Below are 19,510 nucleotides of genomic sequence, written 5' to 3'. Positions count from 1 at the left end.
TCAAGTGTTTTTGAAACCGTCCAGCCATGTGGGGTCGAAACGGGTCTGTTCGGTGTCGATTCCCAGCGCCCGCATCTTGGCTTGGTGTGCATCCATTTCGCCGACCAGTTGCGCCTGGGCGCTGGAGTTGGCGTCCAGGGCATGCATCTGCGTCAGCCCCAGGTGGTAGAAACGCAGCACTTTCATGGCCGTCGGATCATTGGCCTGCACGTGTTCGGTGACCTTGTGCATCACATTGGTCACGCGCATCAGGTTGCGCTTGAGCTGCCAGCCATACACCGCCGCAGCCAACCAGGACTGGGTCCAGAACGGGCCACGCACCAGGGCGACGGTGATCAGCACGCCAGCGAACACACCGCCGACATTGAAGCGAAAGTTATCGCCGCCGGCCTCGCCGAACAGCATCACTGCCAGGCTCGACAGCACCATGGCCAGGGTCAGGAACACCACGGCCACAATCAGCGTGCTGCGGCGGGTCTGTTGGCGGTAGACAGCGGGGTCGCAGGGTTTGAGCTCGAACATCCGGGTCAGGTCTCCAGGGCGGGTAGGGTGGGGCATCTTCTCATGGTCAGCGGTCAGCAGTGGGGCAATCAAGTTGAACCATGATCTGTGGCAGTTTCTCTAAATCGGTGAAGTCCCTCTGAGGTGAACGACCATGCCCGAATACAAGCAACCACCGCCCGGTACACCCGACCCTGACCGCACACCCGGTGAAGAAGAGCGCGACAACGATGCCTTGCGCCCCAATGATCCGAAAGAGCGTGACGATCATGATGATGTGGAGCGCGTCGAAGAAGACCTGGAAAACCTCCACGACAAAGCTCGCCCGCTATAACAGGAGACCATGATGAACAAGCACTCGGATGGGCCCCCCTCCAACGAACACGCCAGTGGCAAGGATGAGCTGGGATTTGATCCAGACTCGCCGGATGTGGCTGACCCGCAGGTCGATCCGGTAGGTCCGGCCATCGCCCCGCTGGATAAAAAGGACAAGGACGAAGCGAAAAAAAAGCCGCCCTACGATCCGTTGGGCGACTTGAAGAAATAACAGCGTTATCGGTAATCAGGCCCCGCCATCGAGCGGGGCCTTCGTTTATTTGGGTGGTGTCCAGCTGACATCAGTGATGCCGTACTTTTCAGCCCAGGGCCGGGTGGTTTTTTTCACCTGCTCGTGGCCAACGCGGCCGATACGGCTGACATGGGCAATATCAGCATCGACCGCAGCCCAGTGCCAGGCTTCGGCGTTGTTCATCACCCCGGCGCGTACGACAAAGGACTTCGCTTGACCGTGCAGTTGGTAGTGGATGGTGTAGATTTTTGCGGTACTCATGTTGCCTCCCTGTCTTGTTATAAATGGAGGCTGAAGCGTTCAGAAAGGTTCATTCAAAATGACAATCTGCACACCGGCGCGGCATAGTGGCGCACTCTTCGTGTGCCCAAGGACTGTGCCATGCCCCGCCTGAACCATAGCCATCTGTACCTGCAACGCCTGGGTTACGATTCGCCGCCGCCGCCCACCCTGCAAACCCTGCAGGATCTGCAACTGCGCCATGTGTGCACCTTCGCGTTTGAAAGCCTGTCGACCCTGCTGCACTTGCCGGTGCCGATAGACTTGCCGAGTGTCGAGCACAAAGTCCTGTTCGATGGGCGCGGCGGGTATTGCTATGAACTGAACCAGATGTTCCTGGCGCTGTTGCAGGAACTGGGCTTTGACGCGCGCGGCATTACCGGGCGGGTGGTCATGGGCGGGCCGCCGCAGGCGCGCACCGCACGCACCCACCGCCTGCGCCTGGTCACCCTGGACGGCGTGCGCTACATCACCGACGTCGGCTTTGGCGGCATGGTGCCCAGCAGCCCGTTGCTGTTGGACACGCAAGCCGTGCAGGCCACGGCCCATGAGCCGTATCGCCTGACACTCAATGAGCAGGAGGGCAGCTACACCTTATGGGCCCAGGTTGCAGGGGAGTGGCGTGGCTTGTATGTGTTCGACCTGCAAGTGCAGGCGGTCATCGATTACGAAATCGGCAACTGGTACGTCTCGACCCATCCGGGTTCGCCGTTCCTGGGCCAATTGAAAGTCGCACGGCTGGCAGCGGGCGAACGCCACACCTTGAACAACGCCCACTATGCGATTCACTACCTGGATCGACCGAGTGCCAAGCGCGTGATCCGCAGCAGCGAGGAGCTCCTGGACGTGCTGGGCACTGCCTTCGGGATTCGCGTGCCGGTTCACCCTCAGCTTGATTCAACCCTTGATGGCTTGGTAACGGCTGCACGCCAGGAGTCTTGACCTAGAGCCATCGCTGAACCGTTTTACCTCCAGGTGGGGGCAAATTTTTTCGAACCTTTTCTGCCAATTCGGGCTCAAAGCGCTGCCTGAATAATTTGCCCACCAGACAAGGAGATGTAAACGATGTCCAAACTATTCGGAAACTTCCTCAAAAATTCCTCACTGCTGGCGCTGGTCGCCGCTCCAGCCGTGGCGTTCGCCGCACCGTCCACTGACCCGATTTCCACCTTCGGGCTCCTGGGTAGCTACAACGACTTCAAGCTTGAGGGCGGTAGCCAAAGTGATAAAGACCACATGCCGGAAGCGGGCCTGTTCTACAACTTCGGCAACAAGCTCACGGCCGAATCGGGCTTTATTTACCAGGCCGGTATCGAAGCCAAGTACGGCAAGAAGAGCGACAACAAACTCAAGGAAGGCCAGGCTGACCTCGACCTCGGCTGGCGTGCCGCGCTGGATGCACGCAACTTTGTCGACGTGATCGTGGGCGGCGGCTACAGCTGGACCCGTTACGAGTTGGACTCCAACGACAACGACCTGGAGCTCACCAACAAATCGCCATTCGCCAAGGCCGCCCTGGGTTACAACCATCAGTTCGACGACATGACCCTGCGCGTCGAAGCCGGTGCCCGCCGGACCCTCGATGGCCGCACCCGGATCAAGGTCGACGGCTTTGGCAGCGACACTGTGGACCTCAAGGACCGCACCAACCCGTATGCCGAAGTCAGCCTGCTGATGAACCAGAAGGGCGATCTGCCAGTGATGGCCGGGCTGTATTACACGCGCACCGAGTACAAGCTGGATGCCGACTCGGAAGTTGCCGATAATACCCGGCTCAAGCGTGATGAGTATGGGGTCAAGGTAGGTATTGCGTTCTAAGGTAGTGCGTTTGAAAAAAAACGCCCCGATGTGATTCGGGGCGTTTTTTTTTGCCTGGGCGGTGTCAGCTCAAGGCCGCCAGTTGCGCTACGGTTTCCGGGAAGCGCGCTACCAGGCGGATCAAGGTGGTGGCCTGGGCGTTGGGCTTGGCCCGCCCTTGTTCCCAGTTTTCCAGCGTACGGGTATTGGTGCGCAGGTACAGGGCGAACACCGACCGTGAAAGGTTCAGTTGCTGGCGCACGGCGATGACTTCTTCGGCGGTCAGCGGCGCCAGTTTGTTGAGATGGACCTTGTGGGTACGCAGGGTGACTTTGCCCTGGCGTTCGTCCGCAAGCGCGTCGAAGCCTTCGACCAGTTCGGAAAAGATTTCACGTTTCATGATGTGTTCTCGCTTTGATTTCCCTGTCCAGCATCTGTTTTAGGGCTTTCTTGTGTTGTGGTGTCAGGTCGTCCTGTTCGTGATTGCCGTACAGCGTGAATAACCAGAACTGCGTACCTCCCGACCACCAGTAGTAGATGACCCGCAGGCCACCGCGCCTGCCTTTGTTTCGCCGCTCATCAACGAAGCGGACCTTTCGCAGCCCACCTGTCCCTTCAATCACGTCGCCCGCTTGTGGATTCTTCATTAACTCCTGTTGAAAACCGTGGAAAAGCTCGTCGCTTAGATAGTCCTTGCGATGACGCTCGAAGGCTGGCGGTTCGATAAATAGAGCATCCATGTTCTGTACGTAGCCTGCGTATAGTTTGGTGGCCCACTCGCTATGGGTCAAGTGACCCTGTTGTGGGAGTTTTCCTAAAACGTGACCACCATGCGATTGCTTTTTATGGAGGGATGCCAGACGAGGAGCTGGATAAGGAAGGAAATTTCTGTGAGTGGAGGAGGGTAAAGAACGCGTTTCCCGGAATGCAAAAACGGCGCCCGAAGGCGCCGTTTTGTTTACTGCATCAGCTATTCGATCAAACACCCAGTACCGCGTGCTGCACCAGGGTGAGCAGCGGTTGTGGGTACACGCCCAGGAAGAACGCGAGCAGGGCGATGGCCAGCAGCATCACGCCGCCTGCCTTCTGTTCCCAATGCAACTCGGCATCCACACGACGCAGGTTGGGCTCGATCAGGTACAGGGTGACCATCACGCGCAGGTAGTAGAACACGCCGATGGCGCTACCCAGGACCAGGGATGCAACCAACCACCACTCGTGGGCTTCTACACCGGTGGCGACGATGTAGAACTTGCCGATAAAGCCCGCAGTCAGCGGGATCCCGGCCAGGGACAGCATCATCACGGTGAGTACGGCGGTCAGGTACGGACGGCGCCAGAACAGGCCGCGGTATTCGTACAGGGCGTCCGCGTCCCGGCCTTTGTAGGGCGACGACATCAAGGTGATAACGCCGAATGCACCGAGGCTGGTGATCACGTAGGTGACCAGGTACACGCCGATGGCTTCCACGGCCAGGCCTTTGCTCGCCACCAGGGCGATCAGCAGGTAGCCGAAGTGGGCGATGGACGAGTAACCCAGCAGACGCTTGAGGTTGTTCTGGGTCAGGGCCAGCAGGTTACCGAACAGGATCGACGCAATGGCGATCACGGTCAGCGCGTTGCTCAGCACGCCGGTGTTGGCGGCAGGCGAGATCTGGAACAGACGCACCATCACCGCAAACACAGCGACCTTGGACGCCGTGGCCAGGAACGCAGCCACCGGCGCCGGGGCGCCTTCGTACACGTCCGGGGTCCACAGGTGGAACGGCACCAGGGACAGCTTGAACGCCAGGCCGATCAGCATCATCGCCAGGCCCAATTGGGCAATCGGCGCAGGGCTGTTGGTGGCGGCCAGGGCGTGGCCGATCCCGGTGAAGCTCAGGCTGCCGGCTTCGGCGTAGAGCAACGCCATACCGAACAACAGGAACGCGGAACCGGCGGCCGACAGCACCATGTACTTGATGCCGGCTTCCAGGGAACGCTTGTTGAAGAAGGCATAGGCCACCAGACCGTAGGTCGGGATCGACAGCAGTTCCAGGCCGATGAACAGGCCCGCCAGGTGCTGTGCGCTGACCAGCACGATACCGCCGGCCGCGGCCAGCAGGATCAGCAGGTACAGCTCTTCGCGGTTGCCAGGGTAGCCGGTGCCGCCTTCGCCGAGATAGGCGTGGGCGAGGGTGACGCAGGCCAGGGTCGCGACCAGGATCAGCGCGATGTACAGCAGTGCGAAGTCATCGACCATCATCAATGGCGTGACCGCCAGTGGCGCGACCTTGAGGGCCGGGATGATCGACAGCAGGGCCAGGTTCAACCCAGCGCAGGACAGCAGGAACGTTTGCGAATGATTGCGGCGCCAGGCGATTGCCAGCATCACCGCCACAACGGTGAGGCTGGTAATCAGCAGCGGCGCAAGCGCGATAAAGTGTTGGATCGTGAATTCCATAGCGCTCTTACCGGGCCGAAGCGAGTTGAGAGAAGGCGGTGCCGAACCACTGCTGCACGCCATGCATCGTTGCGGCAGAAGTGTCCAGGAACGGTTGCGGGTACACGCCGATGTAGATCAGCAGTACCGCCAGGCCGAGCACCATGATCAGTTCGCGCGCATCCATCCCTTGCAGGACGGTGTCGGACTTGGCCGGGCCGAAGTAGGCGCGGTGGATCATGATCAGCGAGTAGACCGAACCGAATACCAGGCCGGAGGTGGCAATCGCACTGATCCACGGCGTTTGCACGAAGGCACCCATCAGGATCAGGAACTCGCCGATGAAGTTACCGGTACCCGGCAAGCCCAGGGACGCGGCGGCGAAGAACAGGCTGATCGCTGGCAGGTACGCAATGCGCGACCACACGCCACCCATTTCACGCATGTCACGGGTGTGCAGGCGCTCGTACAGCTGACCACTCAGGATAAAGAGTGCAGCGGCCGAAACACCGTGGGCCAGCATCTGGATCACCGCGCCTTGCAGCGCCAGTTGGCTGCCGGAGTAGATGCCGATCAGTACGAAACCCATGTGGGAAACGGACGAGAAGGCAATCAGACGCTTGATGTCGGTTTGCGCGAAGGCCAGGAACGCACCGTAGAAGATCCCGATCAGACCCAGGGTCATGGCAATCGGCGCGAATTCGGCCGAGGCATTCGGGAACAGCGGCAGGGCGAAACGCAGCAGGCCGTAGGCAGCAGTTTTCAGCAGGATACCGGCCAGGTCCACGGAGCCGGCAGTTGGCGCCTGGGCGTGAGCGTCAGGCAGCCAGGAGTGGAACGGCACCACCGGCAGCTTCACCGCGAACGCGATGAAGAAGCCCAGCATCAGGATGTACTCGGTGGTCAGGGACATCTTGGTTTTCAACAGGTCGGCGTAGTTGAAGGTAATCACGCCCGTGCTGTTGAAGTTGACCAGTACCAGACCCAGGATCGCCACCAACATGATCAGGCCGGAAGCCTGGGTGAAGATGAAGAACTTGGTCGCCGCGTAGATCCGGGTTTTCTTGCCGTCCGAAGAACTGTGACCCCAGAGCGCGATGAGGAAGTACATCGGCACCAGCATCATTTCCCAGAAGAAGAAGAACATGAACAGGTCCAGCGCCAGGAACACGCCGACAACGCCGCCCAGGATCCACATCAGGTTCAGGTGGAAGAAGCCCACGTGACGCTGGATCTCTTTCCAGGAGCAGAGTACCGAGAGGATACCCAGCAGGCCGGTCAGCAGGATCATCAACAGCGACAGGCCGTCGAGGGCCAGGTGCACGTTGATGCCGAAGCGCTGGATCCATACGTGCTTGAATTCAAGCGCGAAAGTTGGATCGACACCCGGTGCCGGAGCGAATGAGTAGTCACCATGGGCCCACAGCCAGAGGCCGAGCGCGAGTTCCAGGGACATGGTCAGCAACGCGATCCAGCGGGGGAGGGTGGCGCCGAAGCGTTCACCCATCCAGCAGAGCAGGCCGCCGATAAAGGGGATCAGGATTAGCCAGGGCAGAATCATGACAGGCTCGTTTCCTTTCGCAGGTTTGCAAAGTTCGCAATGTACGCAATGTGCATGGACATAGTCAGACCGCCACGACAACGATGGCGCCGATGACCAGCACGGCACCGACCGCCATGGACGCGGCGTACCAGCGCAGTTGGCCGGTCTCGCTGCGGCTCAGGGCGGTGTGACCGGCCTTGGCGGCGCGCGGGATCAGACCGATAGTCTGGTCGAGCGGGTCTTTGCGCAGTACATGGCTGATGGCCAGGTAAGGCTTGACGAACAGTTTGTCGTAGATCCAGTCGAAGCCCCAGGCAGCGAACCACCAGGCCGACAGGAAGCGGCCGATGCCGCTATTGGCCACGGCGGTCACGAAACGACGCTTGCCGAGGAACAACAGGGCGGCCAGCAGGATACCCGCGATAGCGATGGCACCCGAGGCGATTTCCAGGCTGTGCTTGGCGGCGCCACCGGCATGGCCGGCGCTTTCCGGCAGTACACCGGCCAATGGCGGCGTGATCAGGGCGCCGATGAAGGTCGACAGCACGATCAGTACCGACAGTGGCAACCAGTGGGAGATGCCGTGGCCTGCGTGCGCTTCGGTCTTGGCTTCACCGTGGAACGTGATGAAGATCAGGCGGAACGTGTACAGCGAGGTCATGAACGCACCCACCAGGCCTGCGTACAGCAGGTTCTGGTTACCGCTGGCAAAGGCTTCCCAGAGGATTTCGTCCTTGGAATAGAAACCGGCGGTCACCAGCGGCAGGGCGGCCAGGGCGGCACCACCGACGATGAAGCTGGCGTAGGCCAACGGCAGTTTCTTCCACAGGCCGCCCATCTTGAAGATGTTCTGCTCGTGGTGGCAGGCCACGATGACCGCACCGGAGGCCAGGAACAGCAGGGCCTTGAAGAAGGCGTGGGTCATCAGGTGGAAGATCGCCGCGTCCCAGGCGCCGACGCCCAGGGCCAGGAACATGTAGCCGATCTGGCTCATGGTCGAGTAGGCGAGGATGCGCTTGATGTCGGTCTGCACCAGCGCGGCAAAGCCTGCCAGTACCAGGGTCACGCCGCCGACTACGCCCACCAGGTGCAGGATGTCCGGCGCCAGGGTGAACAGGCCGTGGGTACGGGCGATCAGGTAGACACCGGCGGTTACCATGGTTGCCGCGTGGATCAGTGCGGAAACAGGGGTAGGACCGGCCATCGCGTCCGCCAGCCAGGTTTGCAGTGGCAGTTGCGCGGATTTACCGACAGCGCCGCCCAGCAGCATCAGGGTCGCCAGGGTGATCCAGAAGTCGCCGACCTGGAATTTCTGCGGCGCCAGCACCAGCAGTTCCTGGATGTTCAGCGTGCCCACCTGTTGGAACAGGATGAACAGGCCGATGGCCATGAACACGTCGCCGATCCGGGTAACGATGAATGCCTTGAGTGCCGCGTTACCGTTGTTGCGGTTGCTGTAGTAGAAACCGATCAACAGGTAGGAGCACAGGCCCACGCCTTCCCAGCCGAAGTACAGGAACAACAGGTTATCGCCGAGCACCAGGAACAGCATGCTGGCGATAAACAGGTTGGTGTACGAGAAGAAGCGCGAGTAGCCCGCTTCGCCGCGCATGTACCAGGACGCGAACAGGTGGATCAGGAAGCCGACACCCACCACCACGCCGAGCATGGTGATCGACAGTCCGTCGACGTAGAGGGCGAAATTGGGCTTGAAGCCCTCCACCGACATCCACTGCCAAAGCACCAGGGTGTAATGACCGCCTTCCGGTGGCGCGACGTTGAATTGCCAGATCACGTAGGCGGTCACGATGGCCGACAGGCCAATGGAACCCACGCCGATCAAGGCCGAGAGGTTTTCCGACCAGCGTCCACGGGAGAACGACAGCAGCAGGAAACCGATCAGGGGAAATACGAAAGTCAGAAAGATCATGTTCATCCGCGCATCTCACTGGCAGCGTCGATATCAAGCGTGTGGAAGCGACGATACAGTTGCAGCAGGATCGCGAGGCCAATACTGGCTTCGGCGGCTGCCAGGCTGATCACCAGGATGAACATGACTTGTCCATCCGGCTGGCCCCAACGTGCGCCCGCCACGATAAATGCCAGTGCAGCGGCGTTCATCATGATTTCCAGGCTCATCAACACGAACAGAATGTTACGGCGAACCATCAGGCCGACCAGGCCAAGGCAGAACAGGATGCCGGCGACCGCCAGACCATGCTCCAAAGGGATAGCAGGCATCGTCATTGCTCCTTGGCTTCGTTGCGGCCCAAGTGGAAGGCGGTGATGGCTGCCGCGAGCAGCAGCATCGAAGCCAGTTCGACCACCAGCAGGTACGGGCCGAACAGGCTGATGCCCACGGCTTTCGCGTCTACGGTGGTGTGGCCGATGGCCTGGCCGCTCTGGTGCGCGAACAGCACATACAGCAGTTCACCCAGCAGCAGGGCTGCGAGGACAACCGGGCCGAGCCAGATGCCGGGCTTGAGCCAGACACGTTCCTGGGCGACCGAAGCCGGCCCCAGGTTGAGCATCATCACCACAAACACGAACAGCACCATGATGGCGCCGGCGTAGGCGATCACTTCCAGGACACCGGCGAACGGTGCGCCGAGGCTGAAGAAGGTCATGGCCACGGCGATCAGCGAAATGATCAGGTAGAGCAGGGCGTGCACGGGGTTGGTGTTGGTGATCACGCGAAGCGTGGACACCACTGCAATACCCGACGCGAAATAGAAAGCGAATTCCATCTTTCTTCCTTAAGGCAGCAAGCTCTTCACGTTGATCGGCTCGGCTTCGTTTTGTGCGGCGCCTTTCGGCTTCCCGGCAACGGCCATACCTGCAACACGATAGAAGTTGTAATCAGGGTTTTTACCGGGACCAGAGATCAGCAGATCTTCTTTCTCGTACACCAGGTCCTGACGTTTGAACTCGGCCATCTCGAAATCCGGGGTCAGCTGGATCGCGGTGGTCGGGCAAGCTTCCTCGCAGAGGCCGCAGAAAATGCAGCGCGAGAAGTTGATGCGGAAGAAGTCCGGGTACCAGCGACCGTCTTCGGTTTCAGCTTTCTGCAGGGAGATGCAACCCACCGGGCACGCTACGGCGCACAGGTTGCAGGCTACGCAACGCTCTTCGCCGTCGGGGTCGCGGGTCAGTACGATGCGGCCGCGATAGCGCGGCGGCAGGTACACCGCTTCTTCGGGGTATTGCAGGGTGTCGCGTTTGCGAAAGCCGTGACCGAACACCATCACCAGGCTTCGCAACTGGGTACCGGTACCCTTAACGATGTCGCCAATATATTTGAACATGGGTCAAATCCTCACTGAACCGCGCCGGCGGGCGTGTTCAACAACACGACGGCAGCCGTCACCAGCAAATTGATCAGGGTCAGCGGCAGGCAGAATCTCCAGCTGAAATCCATCACCTGGTCATAACGCGGGCGCGGAATCGAGGCGCGCAGCAGGATGAACAGCATGATGAAGAACGCGGTCTTCAGGAAGAACCAGAAGAAGGCCAACTGCGGCAGGATGCCAAACGGACCGTGCCAGCCGCCGAAGAACAGCGTCACCAGCAGGGCCGAGATCAAGATGATGCCGATGTACTCACCAACGAAGAACATGCCCCACTTCATACCGGCATATTCAATGTGGTAACCGTCGGCCAGTTCCTGTTCCGCTTCCGGCTGGTCGAACGGGTGACGGTGAGTCACGGCCACGCCAGCGATGAAGAAGGTGCAGAAGCCGAAGAACTGCGGAATGATGAACCACAGGTTCTGCGCCTGGTACTCGACGATGTCGCGCATGTTGAACGAGCCAACCTGCACCACGATGCCCATCAGTGCCAACCCCATGAACACTTCATAGGATACGGTTTGCGCCGAAGCACGCAAGCTGCCCAGCAGGGCGAACTTGTTGTTGCTCGACCAACCGGCGAACAGCACCGCGTAGACCGACAGGCCGGCCATGGCGAAGAAGAACAGCAAGCCGATGTTCAAGTCCGCCACGCCCCAGGTCGGGGTGATCGGGATGATCGCGAAGGCGATCAGCAAGGCGCTCATGGCCACGACCGGTGCCAGGGTGAAGATCACCTTGTCGGCAAACGGCGGGGTCCAGTCTTCCTTGAAGAACATTTTCAGCATGTCGGCGGCAATCTGGAACATGCCGAATGGGCCAACGCGGTTCGGACCGTAACGGTCCTGCCACCAGCCCAGCAGGCGACGTTCGACGAAGCTGAGCAGGGCGCCCGCCACGACCACGGCCAACAGGATCACGATGGCCTTGACCACCGAAATGATCACGTCAATTACTTCCGGCGTGAACCAAGTCATTGCGCTGCCTCCTGCAGACCGTCAACGGTTTTGCCGAAGATCGCAGGCGGAATGCCGGCGAGGCCTTTAGGCAGTGCAACCAGGCCAGCCCCCAACTCCTCATTGATGCGCAGCGGCAGACGCAGGGTCTGGCCGGCCACGGTCACGCTGAGCAGGGCGCCGTCGTTGACGCCGAGGCGGTCGGCTTCGGACTTGGCCACCGAGACGTAGGCTTGCGGGATGCGGCTTTGCACCGGCGCGGCCTTGGAAGAGTTCTCTTCGCTGCCGAACAGGTGGAAGAACGGCACAACCTGCCAGGTGCCCTGGGCCGGGTTGAACGGACGCGGTACGCCAGCGAACCAATTCAGCGAATCACCGGCGCTTTCGATCAGGCGGGTGCCCGGGTCGCCAGCGCGGATGTGACCACCGACTTCGTCCTGGAACTTGTTCCAGGCTTGCGGCGAGTTCCAGCCCGGCGACCAGGCGAACGGCACCTGTTGACGGGGCTCGACCGAACCCGAGTAACCTTCCATGGAGAAGGCGAACGCGGTGTCGTTGTCTTGCGGCGTACGCGGTTCGTGCACGCTGATGTCGGCGCGCATGGCGGTACGACCGGAGTAACGCAGCGGTTCACGGGCCAGTTTCATGCCCTTGATGCGGAACGCGGCGGACGGCGCAGCGTCGACAATCCGTGCCAGCTGCGGTGCGCTGGAAGCGACAGCGGCGGTCACGTGGTCGAGCTGGGTCCAGTCGATCGGCTGGTTCAGCAGGGTCGCGCGCAGGGCATGCAGCCAGCGCCAGCCTTCGTGAACCAGGATGCTGGCGTCCATGTATTTCGGATCGAACACCTGGAAGAAGCGCTGGGCACGGCCTTCCTGGCTGACCAGGGTGCCGTCACCTTCGGCGAAGCTCGCCGCTGGCAGTACCAGCTGAGCGCGGTCGCTGGTGGCGGTCTTCTGGTGGTCGGCCACGATCAGCACTTTGGCGGCGTTCAGCGCAGCGTCAACCTTGGCGGCATCGGTGCGGGTATACAGGTCGTTTTCCAGCACCACGATCGCATCGGCAGTGCCGTCGATCACGGCTTGCAGGCCGGCGTCCAGGGACTCACCACCGAGCATGGCCAGGCCGAGGCTGTTGGCTTCCGGCACCACCAGGCTGATGGAACCGTTCTTGTCGCGCAGCTTCAAGGCCTTGGCGATGTTGGCAGCGGCTTCGATCAGCGCTTTGGAACCCAATGAGGTGCCGGCAATGATCAACGGGCGCTTGGCGGCGAGCAGGGCGTCGGCGATGCGCTGGGCCAGTTCAACGGCTTCAGCGTCCAGGCCTTCGACGGCAGGCGCGCTGGCGTCGAGGGCGTGGGCGACGGCGAAGCCGATGCGGGCCAGGTCGTCGGGCGCTGCGTGGACGCATTCTTCGGCGATGTCGTCGAGCTTGGTTTCAGCGATGCTGGCGATAAACAGCGGGTTCAGCGCGTGCTGGCCGATGTTTTTCACGGCGGCGTCGAGCCACGGCTGTACGCGCATGGCGTCGGCCATCTCTTCGGCCTTGCCCTTGACCGACTGACGCAGGGACAGGGCCACGCGGGCGGCGGTCTGGGTCAGGTCTTCACCGAGCACGAAGATCGCATCGTGGTCTTCGATGTCACGCATGTTTGGCACAGGCAGCGGGCTGTCGTTCAGCACTTGCAGGACCAGGCGGATGCGTTCCAACTCACCGGCTTCGATGCCGCTGTAGAAGTGTTCGGCACCCACCAGCTCGCGCAACGCGTAGTTGCTTTCGAGGCTGGCGCGGGGCGAACCGATACCGACGATATTGCGGCCGCGCAGCAGGTCGGCGGCTTTATCCAGCGCCTCGTCCAGGCTCAGCTTGGCGCCATCGGCCAGCAGCGGTTGGCGCGGGCGATCCTTGCGGTTGACGTAGCCGTAGCCGAAACGGCCACGGTCGCACAGGAAGTACTGGTTGACCGAACCGTTGAAGCGGTTTTCGATGCGACGCAGTTCACCGTAGCGTTCGCCCGGGGAAATGTTGCAACCGCTGGAGCAGCCATGGCAGATGCTCGGCGCGAATTGCATGTCCCACTTGCGGTTGTAGCGCTCGGAGTGGGTCTTGTCGGTGAACACACCGGTCGGGCAGACCTCGGTGAGGTTGCCGGAGAACTCGCTTTCGAGCACGCCGTCTTCAACGCGACCGAAGTACACGTTGTCGTGGGCGCCGAAGACGCCCAGGTCGGTGCCGCCTGCGTAGTCTTTATAGAAACGCACGCAGCGGTAGCAGGCGATGCAGCGGTTCATTTCGTGGGAAATGAACGGGCCGAGGTCCTGGTTCTGGTGGGTACGCTTGGTGAAGCGATAACGGCGCTCGTTGTGGCCGGTCATCACCGTCATGTCTTGCAGGTGGCAGTGACCGCCTTCCTCACAGACTGGGCAGTCGTGGGGGTGGTTGGTCATCAGCCATTCGACGACACTGGCGCGGAACGCCTTGGATTCTTCATCTTCGATGGAGATCCAGGTGTTGTCGGTGGCTGGGGTCATGCAGGACATGACGATACGACCACGGGTGTCGTTCTCGTCGGTGTATTGCTTGACCGCACACTGGCGACAGGCACCGACGCTACCGAGCGCGGGGTGCCAGCAGAAATACGGGATGTCGAGGCCTAGTGAGAGACATGCCTGTAACAGGTTGTCTGCCCCATCGACTTCGAGCGCTTTGCCGTCTACGTGGATAGTGGCCATGGTTCAAAGTTCTTCGTTGGCCCGTTGTCAGCGGGCGTGGCTAATGGAATCTTGTTATTCATGTGCATCTACACAGCCTTCAAGGCGTCAGCACATGAGAAGGCGAAGGGCACGGACCCTTCGCCTTTTAAAGCGTTACGCGCCGACTACGATCGGCCTCGCCAGAGGTGGGACGGCGGCGCTGGTAGGCGCGATGCCGGCTTCGAACTCCGAGCGGAAGTATTTGATTGCGCTGCCCAATGGCTCCACGGCGCCCGGTGCGTGAGCACAGAAGGTCTTGCCAGGGCCGAGGAAACCGACCAGGCCCAGCAGGGTTTCGATGTCACCCTCGCGGCCTTCGCCATTTTCCAACGCCATCAGCAATTTCACGCTCCACGGCAGGCCGTCGCGGCACGGGGTGCAGAAGCCGCAGGATTCACGGGCAAAGAACTGCTCCATGTTGCGCAGCAGCGAGACCATGTTCACGGTGTTGTCCACCGCCATCGCCAGGCCAGTACCCATCCGGGTGCCGACCTTGCCGATGCCGCCGGCATACATCTGTGCGTCGAGGTGCTCGGGGAGCAGGAAACCGGTACCGGCGCCGCCTGGCTGCCAGGCTTTCAGGGTATAGCCGTCGCGCATGCCGCCGGCGTAGTCCTCGAACAGCTCGCGTGCGGTCACGCCGAACGGCAGCTCCCACAGGCCAGGGTTCTTGACCTTGCCGGAGAAGCCCATGAGCTTGGTGCCCATGTCTTCGCTGCCTTCACGGGCCAACGATTTGTACCAGTCCACACCGTCGGCGATGATCGCCGGCACGTTGCACAGGGTCTCGACGTTGTTCACGCAGGTCGGCTTGCCCCACACGCCGACGGCGGCAGGGAAGGGCGGCTTGGAGCGCGGGTTGGCGCGGCGGCCTTCGAGGGAGTTGATCAGCGCGGTCTCTTCACCGCAGATATAACGTCCGGCGCCGGTGTGCACGAACAGTTCGAAGTCAAAACCGGAACCGAGGATGTTCTTGCCCAGCAGGCCGGCAGCCTTGGCTTCTGCCACGGCACGGTTGAGGTGCTTGGCGGCGGTGGTGTATTCGCCACGCAGGAAGATATAGCCCCGGTAAGTCTTGAGTGCACGGGCGCTGATCAGCATGCCTTCGATCAGCAGATGGGGCAGTTGCTCCATCAGCATGCGGTCTTTCCAGGTGTTCGGCTCCATTTCATCCGCGTTGCACAGCAGGTAGCGGATGTTGATGGATTCGTCCTTGGGCATCAGGCCCCACTTCACGCCCGTGGGGAAGCCTGCACCGCCGCGGCCCTTGAGGCCGGCGTCTTTCACGGTCTGGACGATGTCGTCCTGGGCCATGTCGGCGAAGGCTTTGCGCGCGGCGGCGTAACCGTTCTTGGCTTGGTACTCGTCGAGCCAGACGGGCTCGGCGTCGTCACGCAGGCGCCAGGTCAGCGGATGGGTCTCGGGCGAACGCTTGATCAGGTTGGCCGGGCCGAAAGATGTAAGGGTCATGGGTAGCCCTCCAGCAATTGGGTCACGCCGGATGCTTGCACGTCACCGAATGTGTCGTCGTCGATCATCAACGCCGGCGCCTTGTCGCAGTTGCCCAGGCAGCACACCGGCAGCAGCGTGAAGCGGCCGTCGGCGGTGGTCTGGCCGAGGCCGATGCCCAGCTTGCCCTGGATCGCGTCGACCACCGATTCGTGGCCGCCGATGTAGCACACCATGCTGTCGCACACGCGAATGATGTGGCGGCCCACCGGCTGACGGAAGATCTGGCTGTAGAACGTGGCCACGCCTTCAACGTCGCTGGCGGGGATGCCGAGGATCTCGCCGATGGCGTAGAGGGCGCCGTCCGGCACCCAGCCACGTTCCTTCTGGACGATCTTCAAGGCTTCGATCGACGCCGCGCGCGGGTCTTCGTAGTGATGCAGCTCGTGCTCGATGGCCGAGCGCTCGGTTTCACTCAAGGTGAAACGGTCTGTCTGGATAAGCGTGCTATTCATGCTTAGCGGTCCACGTCGGCCATAACGAAATCGATACTACCCAGGTACGCAATCAAGTCCGCGACCATCTCGCCTTTGATCACCGAAGGGATCTGCTGCAAGTGCGGGAAGCTTGGCGTACGAATCCGGGTGCGGTAGCTCATGGTGCCGCCATCGCTCGTCAGGTAATAACTGTTGATACCCTTGGTCGCTTCGATCATCTGGAAGGATTCGTTGGCCGGCATCACCGGGCCCCACGAAACCTGCAGGAAGTGCGTGATCAGGGTTTCGATGTGTTGCAGCGTGCGCTCTTTCGGCGGCGGCGTGGTCAGCGGGTGATCCGCCTTGTACGGGCCGGCTGGCATGTTGCGCATGCACTGCTCGATGATCTTCAGGCTCTGGCGCATTTCTTCGACGCGCACGATGCAACGGTCGTAGGCATCGCCATTGGCCGCCAGCGGGACTTCGAACTCGAAGTTCTCGTAGCCCGAGTACGGGCGGGCTTTACGCAGGTCGAAATCGCAGCCGGTCGAGCGCAGGCCCGCACCGGTGACGCCCCATTCCAGGGCTTCTTTGGTGTTGTACTGGGCGACGCCGATGGTACGACCCTTCAGGATGCTGTTATCCAACGCTGCCTTTTGGTACTCGTCCAGACGCTTGGGCATCCAGTCGATGAATTCCTTGACCAGGCGCTCCCAGCCATTCGGCAAGTCGTGGGCAACACCGCCGATACGGTACCAGGCCGGGTGCAGGCGGAAACCGGTGATGGCTTCGATGACCTTGTAGGCGCGCTGACGGTCGGTGAAGGTGAAGAACACCGGGGTCATGGCGCCGACGTCCTGGATATAGGTACCCAGGAACAGCAGGTGGCTGGTGATCCGGAAGAACTCGGCCATCATGATGCGGATGGTGTCGACGCGGTCTGGCACTTTGATGCCGGCGAGCTTCTCGACCGAGAGCACGTACGGCAGGTTGTTCATCACGCCGCCGAGGTAGTCGATACGGTCGGTGTACGGGATGAAACTGTGCCACGACTGGCGCTCGGCCATCTTCTCGGCACCACGGTGGTGGTAGCCGATGTCCGGTACACAGTCGACGATCTCTTCGCCGTCCAGTTGCAGGATGATACGGAAGGCACCGTGAGCCGAAGGGTGGTTCGGGCCCAGGTTGAGGAACATGTAGTCCTCGTTGGTGCCGGAGCGCTTCATGCCCCAGTCTTCCGGACGGAAGCGCGCCGCTTCTTCTTCAAGCTGTTGCTTGGCGAGGTTGAGGCTGAACGGGTCGAATTCGGTGGCGCGGGCAGGGAAGTCCTTGCGCAGCGGGTGACCTTCCCAGGTCGGCGGCATCATGATGCGCGTCAGGTGCGGGTGACCCGGGAAGTCGATACCGAACATGTCCCAGACTTCACGCTCGTACCAGCTGGCGTTCGGCCAGATGCCGGTCACGGTCGGGACGCTCAGGTCGCTCTCGGAGAGGGCAACCTTGATCATCACGTCGCTGTTACGTTCCAGCGACATCAGGTGGTAGAACACGGTGAAATCGGCACCGCTCGGCAGCCCTTGACGCTTGGTGCGCAGACGCTCGTCCACGCCATGCAGGTCATAGAGCATGACGTACGGCTTGGGCAGGTTACGCAGGAAGGTCAGGACTTCGACGAGCTTGGCGCGCGCCACCCACAGCACCGGCATACCGGTGCGTGTGGCCTGGGCGGTGAAGGCGTCAGGGCCAAAACGGTTATTGAGTTCGACGACCACATCCTGGTCGTCTGCCTTATAAGGCGGGATATACAGAGCACTGCCTGTAGTCATGGTTTTTTATCGCTTTCGGTCAACGTAAAGAATGAGGCCAGGTTTTCGTTCTATAAAAGAAGCGGGCTGGGTCAGACTTCGTCGGGGCTGCGCAGGTTGGTGACTGCGATTCGCTGTTCGCGGCGCTGTTCCTTTTGCGAAGGCATCTCGGCGCGGTATACGCCTTGATCGCCGACGACCCAGGAAAGCGGGCGACGCTCCTTGCCAATCGATTCCTGCAACAGCATCAAGCCTTGCAGGAATGCTTCAGGGCGAGGCGGGCAGCCAGGCACGTAGACGTCCACGGGCAGGAACTTGTCCACCCCCTGAACCACGGAGTAGATGTCGTACATGCCACCGGAGTTGGCGCACGAACCCATGGAGATAACCCACTTAGGTTCGAGCATTTGCTCGTAGAGACGCTGAATGATCGGCGCCATCTTGATGAAGCAGGTTCCGGCAATAACCATGAAATCCGCCTGGCGCGGTGATGCCCGGATAACTTCGGCGCCAAAGCGTGCGATGTCGTGGGGCGCCGTGAAGGCGGTGGTCATTTCCACGTAGCAGCACGAAAGGCCGAAGTTGTACGGCCACAGGGAGTTTTTACGTCCCCAGTTGACCGCGCCACTCAGCACGTCTTCCAGCTTGCCCATGTAGATGTTTTTGTGGACTTGGTCTTCTAACGGATCGGAGACGGTTTCCCGTTCGCCGATGGGGTACTGATCGTTAGGAGCATCCGGGTCGATCCTGGTGAGATTGTATTGCATCGCCAAAGCCTCATTGTTTCAGCTTCGCTTGCCGCTTACGACGAGCTTCCGGAGCCCAATCAAGGGCGCCCACTCGAAATAGGTAGACAAGGCCTGCCAACAGAATTGCTATGAAAACGAGAGCTTCGACGAATCCGGTCCAGCCGCTTTCGCGGACGGACACAGACCAGGCAAAGAGAAAAAGGGCTTCGATATCGAAGATCACGAACAGCATCGCGACCAGATAGAATTTGGCTGAGAGCCGCAGGCGGGCGCCACCTGTAGGTAGCATGCCCGACTCGAACGGTTCGTTTTTGCTGCGGCCCCAGGCTTTTGACCCGAGGAGGCTGGAGACGCCGAGCATGAAGGCGCAAAGGCCTACAACACCGAGGAGGAAAATGGCAAAGCCCCAGTTGTGGGCTATGAGTCCTGTCGCTTCGGTCATGCTGGAAATCCTTAACAGAGAGCAAAGGTCTCTGAGCTCGAAAAAGTAATGATGCAGTGACGATATGTCGCAGCGCAGTCAATCGCGGTGATTTTATGGCTAAACACCGGGCAAGTAAAATTCCTATGGCGAAATTATTCGATGGAATAAGGACATAGTGCACCTTTCTGGGGCTGTAGCCCTTGCGGGGCGGGCATTAGCGGGCATTTGTACAATTAAGTTTTGTTTGTTGGGTAACGAAGTTTTTATCGTCCAAATGATAATGAATATTGTTTGCGTGAGGTTTAAGCGAATGTTTCTCGTGTGGCGGGGGAAGTTGGTGTTACTTGCTTGATTGCTGCTTAGTTGTGGGTGTGCATCTTTTAACCGCTTTTGCGGATTTGCATACCGCTCTGGATCAATGTTTTGCGCAAAATCTTCAGGC

General features: G+C 60.6%; 21 protein-coding genes. 4 read left to right on the top strand and 17 right to left on the bottom strand.

The window, feature by feature from the left end; translation table 11 throughout:
• On the bottom strand, nucleotides 1–522 hold the full coding sequence (locus NDJ82_RS00595) for a DUF3087 family protein (protein WP_191946347.1): 522 nt from the start codon (nucleotides 520–522) through the stop codon (nucleotides 1–3).
• Nucleotides 523–655: 133 nt separating this feature from the next.
• Here NDJ82_RS00595 and NDJ82_RS00590 point away from each other — a divergent pair, with 133 nt between their 5' ends.
• Both NDJ82_RS00590 and NDJ82_RS00585 read left to right on the top strand, forming a co-directional pair.
• Nucleotides 656–835: a hypothetical protein gene (locus NDJ82_RS00590; protein WP_032889724.1), complete on the top strand. Its 180-nt coding sequence runs from the start codon at nucleotides 656–658 to the stop codon at nucleotides 833–835.
• Between the two features lie 12 nt (nucleotides 836–847).
• A complete protein-coding gene (locus NDJ82_RS00585) occupies nucleotides 848–1,048 on the top strand; it encodes a DUF6021 family protein (RefSeq protein ID WP_099587026.1) in 201 nt (66 codons plus the stop codon).
• A 45-nt stretch (nucleotides 1,049–1,093) separates the two neighbouring features.
• On the opposite strand, the gene NDJ82_RS00580 is transcribed toward NDJ82_RS00585, so the two are convergent.
• Nucleotides 1,094–1,330, bottom strand: a complete 237-nt coding sequence (locus NDJ82_RS00580) for a DUF6555 family protein (RefSeq protein WP_099587025.1) — start codon at nucleotides 1,328–1,330, stop codon at nucleotides 1,094–1,096.
• A 120-nt stretch (nucleotides 1,331–1,450) separates the two neighbouring features.
• On the opposite strand from NDJ82_RS00580, the gene NDJ82_RS00575 reads away from it, so the two are divergent.
• Nucleotides 1,451–2,290 (top strand): arylamine N-acetyltransferase family protein, encoded by an 840-nt coding sequence (locus NDJ82_RS00575; protein ID WP_250924756.1) that lies wholly within the window; start codon nucleotides 1,451–1,453, stop codon nucleotides 2,288–2,290.
• A gap of 123 nt (nucleotides 2,291–2,413) precedes the next feature.
• Complete coding sequence (locus tag NDJ82_RS00570; RefSeq protein ID WP_158878075.1) at nucleotides 2,414–3,166, top strand: outer membrane beta-barrel protein; 753 nt, start codon at nucleotides 2,414–2,416, stop codon at nucleotides 3,164–3,166.
• A 64-nt stretch (nucleotides 3,167–3,230) separates the two neighbouring features.
• On the opposite strand, the gene NDJ82_RS00565 is transcribed toward NDJ82_RS00570, so the two are convergent.
• The 15 genes from NDJ82_RS00565 to NDJ82_RS00495 all read right to left on the bottom strand — a co-directional run bounded on the left by NDJ82_RS00565 (nucleotide 3,231) and on the right by NDJ82_RS00495 (nucleotide 19,086).
• Complete coding sequence (locus tag NDJ82_RS00565) at nucleotides 3,231–3,545, bottom strand: helix-turn-helix domain-containing protein (RefSeq protein WP_099587022.1); 315 nt, start codon at nucleotides 3,543–3,545, stop codon at nucleotides 3,231–3,233.
• Nucleotides 3,535–3,885, bottom strand: a complete 351-nt coding sequence (locus NDJ82_RS00560) for a toxin (RefSeq protein ID WP_250924755.1) — start codon at nucleotides 3,883–3,885, stop codon at nucleotides 3,535–3,537. The genes NDJ82_RS00565 and NDJ82_RS00560 overlap by 11 nt, the downstream gene beginning before the upstream one ends.
• Nucleotides 3,886–4,123: 238 nt before the next feature.
• Nucleotides 4,124–5,587 (bottom strand): NADH-quinone oxidoreductase subunit NuoN, encoded by a 1,464-nt coding sequence (nuoN, locus tag NDJ82_RS00555; protein WP_250924754.1) that lies wholly within the window; start codon nucleotides 5,585–5,587, stop codon nucleotides 4,124–4,126.
• Between the two features lie 7 nt (nucleotides 5,588–5,594).
• Nucleotides 5,595–7,127: an NADH-quinone oxidoreductase subunit M gene (nuoM, locus tag NDJ82_RS00550; RefSeq protein ID WP_003232072.1), complete on the bottom strand. Its 1,533-nt coding sequence runs from the start codon at nucleotides 7,125–7,127 to the stop codon at nucleotides 5,595–5,597.
• Between the two features lie 64 nt (nucleotides 7,128–7,191).
• Nucleotides 7,192–9,045, bottom strand: a complete 1,854-nt coding sequence (nuoL, locus tag NDJ82_RS00545; protein WP_099587020.1) for an NADH-quinone oxidoreductase subunit L — start codon at nucleotides 9,043–9,045, stop codon at nucleotides 7,192–7,194.
• Nucleotides 9,042–9,350, bottom strand: a complete 309-nt coding sequence (gene nuoK, locus NDJ82_RS00540) for an NADH-quinone oxidoreductase subunit NuoK (RefSeq protein ID WP_003174727.1) — start codon at nucleotides 9,348–9,350, stop codon at nucleotides 9,042–9,044. The genes nuoL and nuoK overlap by 4 nt, the downstream gene beginning before the upstream one ends.
• 2 nt (nucleotides 9,351–9,352) lie before the next feature.
• Entirely contained in the window at nucleotides 9,353–9,856 is a 504-nt protein-coding gene (gene nuoJ / locus NDJ82_RS00535) for an NADH-quinone oxidoreductase subunit J (RefSeq protein ID WP_003174726.1), read from the bottom strand.
• Between the two features lie 9 nt (nucleotides 9,857–9,865).
• Complete coding sequence (gene nuoI / locus NDJ82_RS00530) at nucleotides 9,866–10,414, bottom strand: NADH-quinone oxidoreductase subunit NuoI (protein ID WP_003174725.1); 549 nt, start codon at nucleotides 10,412–10,414, stop codon at nucleotides 9,866–9,868.
• A gap of 11 nt (nucleotides 10,415–10,425) precedes the next feature.
• On the bottom strand, nucleotides 10,426–11,433 hold the full coding sequence (gene nuoH, locus NDJ82_RS00525) for an NADH-quinone oxidoreductase subunit NuoH (protein WP_017137518.1): 1,008 nt from the start codon (nucleotides 11,431–11,433) through the stop codon (nucleotides 10,426–10,428).
• Complete coding sequence (nuoG, locus tag NDJ82_RS00520) at nucleotides 11,430–14,144, bottom strand: NADH-quinone oxidoreductase subunit NuoG (RefSeq protein ID WP_250924753.1); 2,715 nt, start codon at nucleotides 14,142–14,144, stop codon at nucleotides 11,430–11,432. Before nuoG ends, nuoH begins: the two co-directional genes overlap by 4 nt.
• 135 nt (nucleotides 14,145–14,279) lie before the next feature.
• A complete protein-coding gene (gene nuoF, locus NDJ82_RS00515) occupies nucleotides 14,280–15,635 on the bottom strand; it encodes an NADH-quinone oxidoreductase subunit NuoF (RefSeq protein WP_099587018.1) in 1,356 nt (451 codons plus the stop codon).
• Entirely contained in the window at nucleotides 15,632–16,129 is a 498-nt protein-coding gene (gene nuoE, locus NDJ82_RS00510) for an NADH-quinone oxidoreductase subunit NuoE (RefSeq protein ID WP_099587017.1), read from the bottom strand. Before nuoE ends, nuoF begins: the two co-directional genes overlap by 4 nt.
• 2 nt (nucleotides 16,130–16,131) lie before the next feature.
• A complete protein-coding gene (nuoC, locus tag NDJ82_RS00505) occupies nucleotides 16,132–17,916 on the bottom strand; it encodes an NADH-quinone oxidoreductase subunit C/D (protein WP_101271729.1) in 1,785 nt (594 codons plus the stop codon).
• Nucleotides 17,917–17,987: 71 nt separating this feature from the next.
• Nucleotides 17,988–18,662 carry a NuoB/complex I 20 kDa subunit family protein gene (locus tag NDJ82_RS00500; RefSeq protein ID WP_012724951.1) on the bottom strand — a complete coding sequence of 225 codons (675 nt, stop codon included), beginning with the start codon at nucleotides 18,660–18,662 and terminating at the stop codon, nucleotides 17,988–17,990.
• Between the two features lie 10 nt (nucleotides 18,663–18,672).
• Nucleotides 18,673–19,086, bottom strand: coding sequence for an NADH-quinone oxidoreductase subunit A (locus NDJ82_RS00495; RefSeq protein ID WP_015372409.1), 414 nt, complete (start codon nucleotides 19,084–19,086; stop codon nucleotides 18,673–18,675).
• Nucleotides 19,087–19,510 lie beyond the last annotated feature (424 nt).

Source organism: Pseudomonas sp. SR18 (assembly GCF_023701505.1).
GTDB classification, from domain to species: Bacteria; Pseudomonadota; Gammaproteobacteria; order Pseudomonadales; family Pseudomonadaceae; genus Aquipseudomonas; species Aquipseudomonas cyclaminis.
This window is presented reverse-complemented; position numbering and strand designations above follow the sequence as displayed.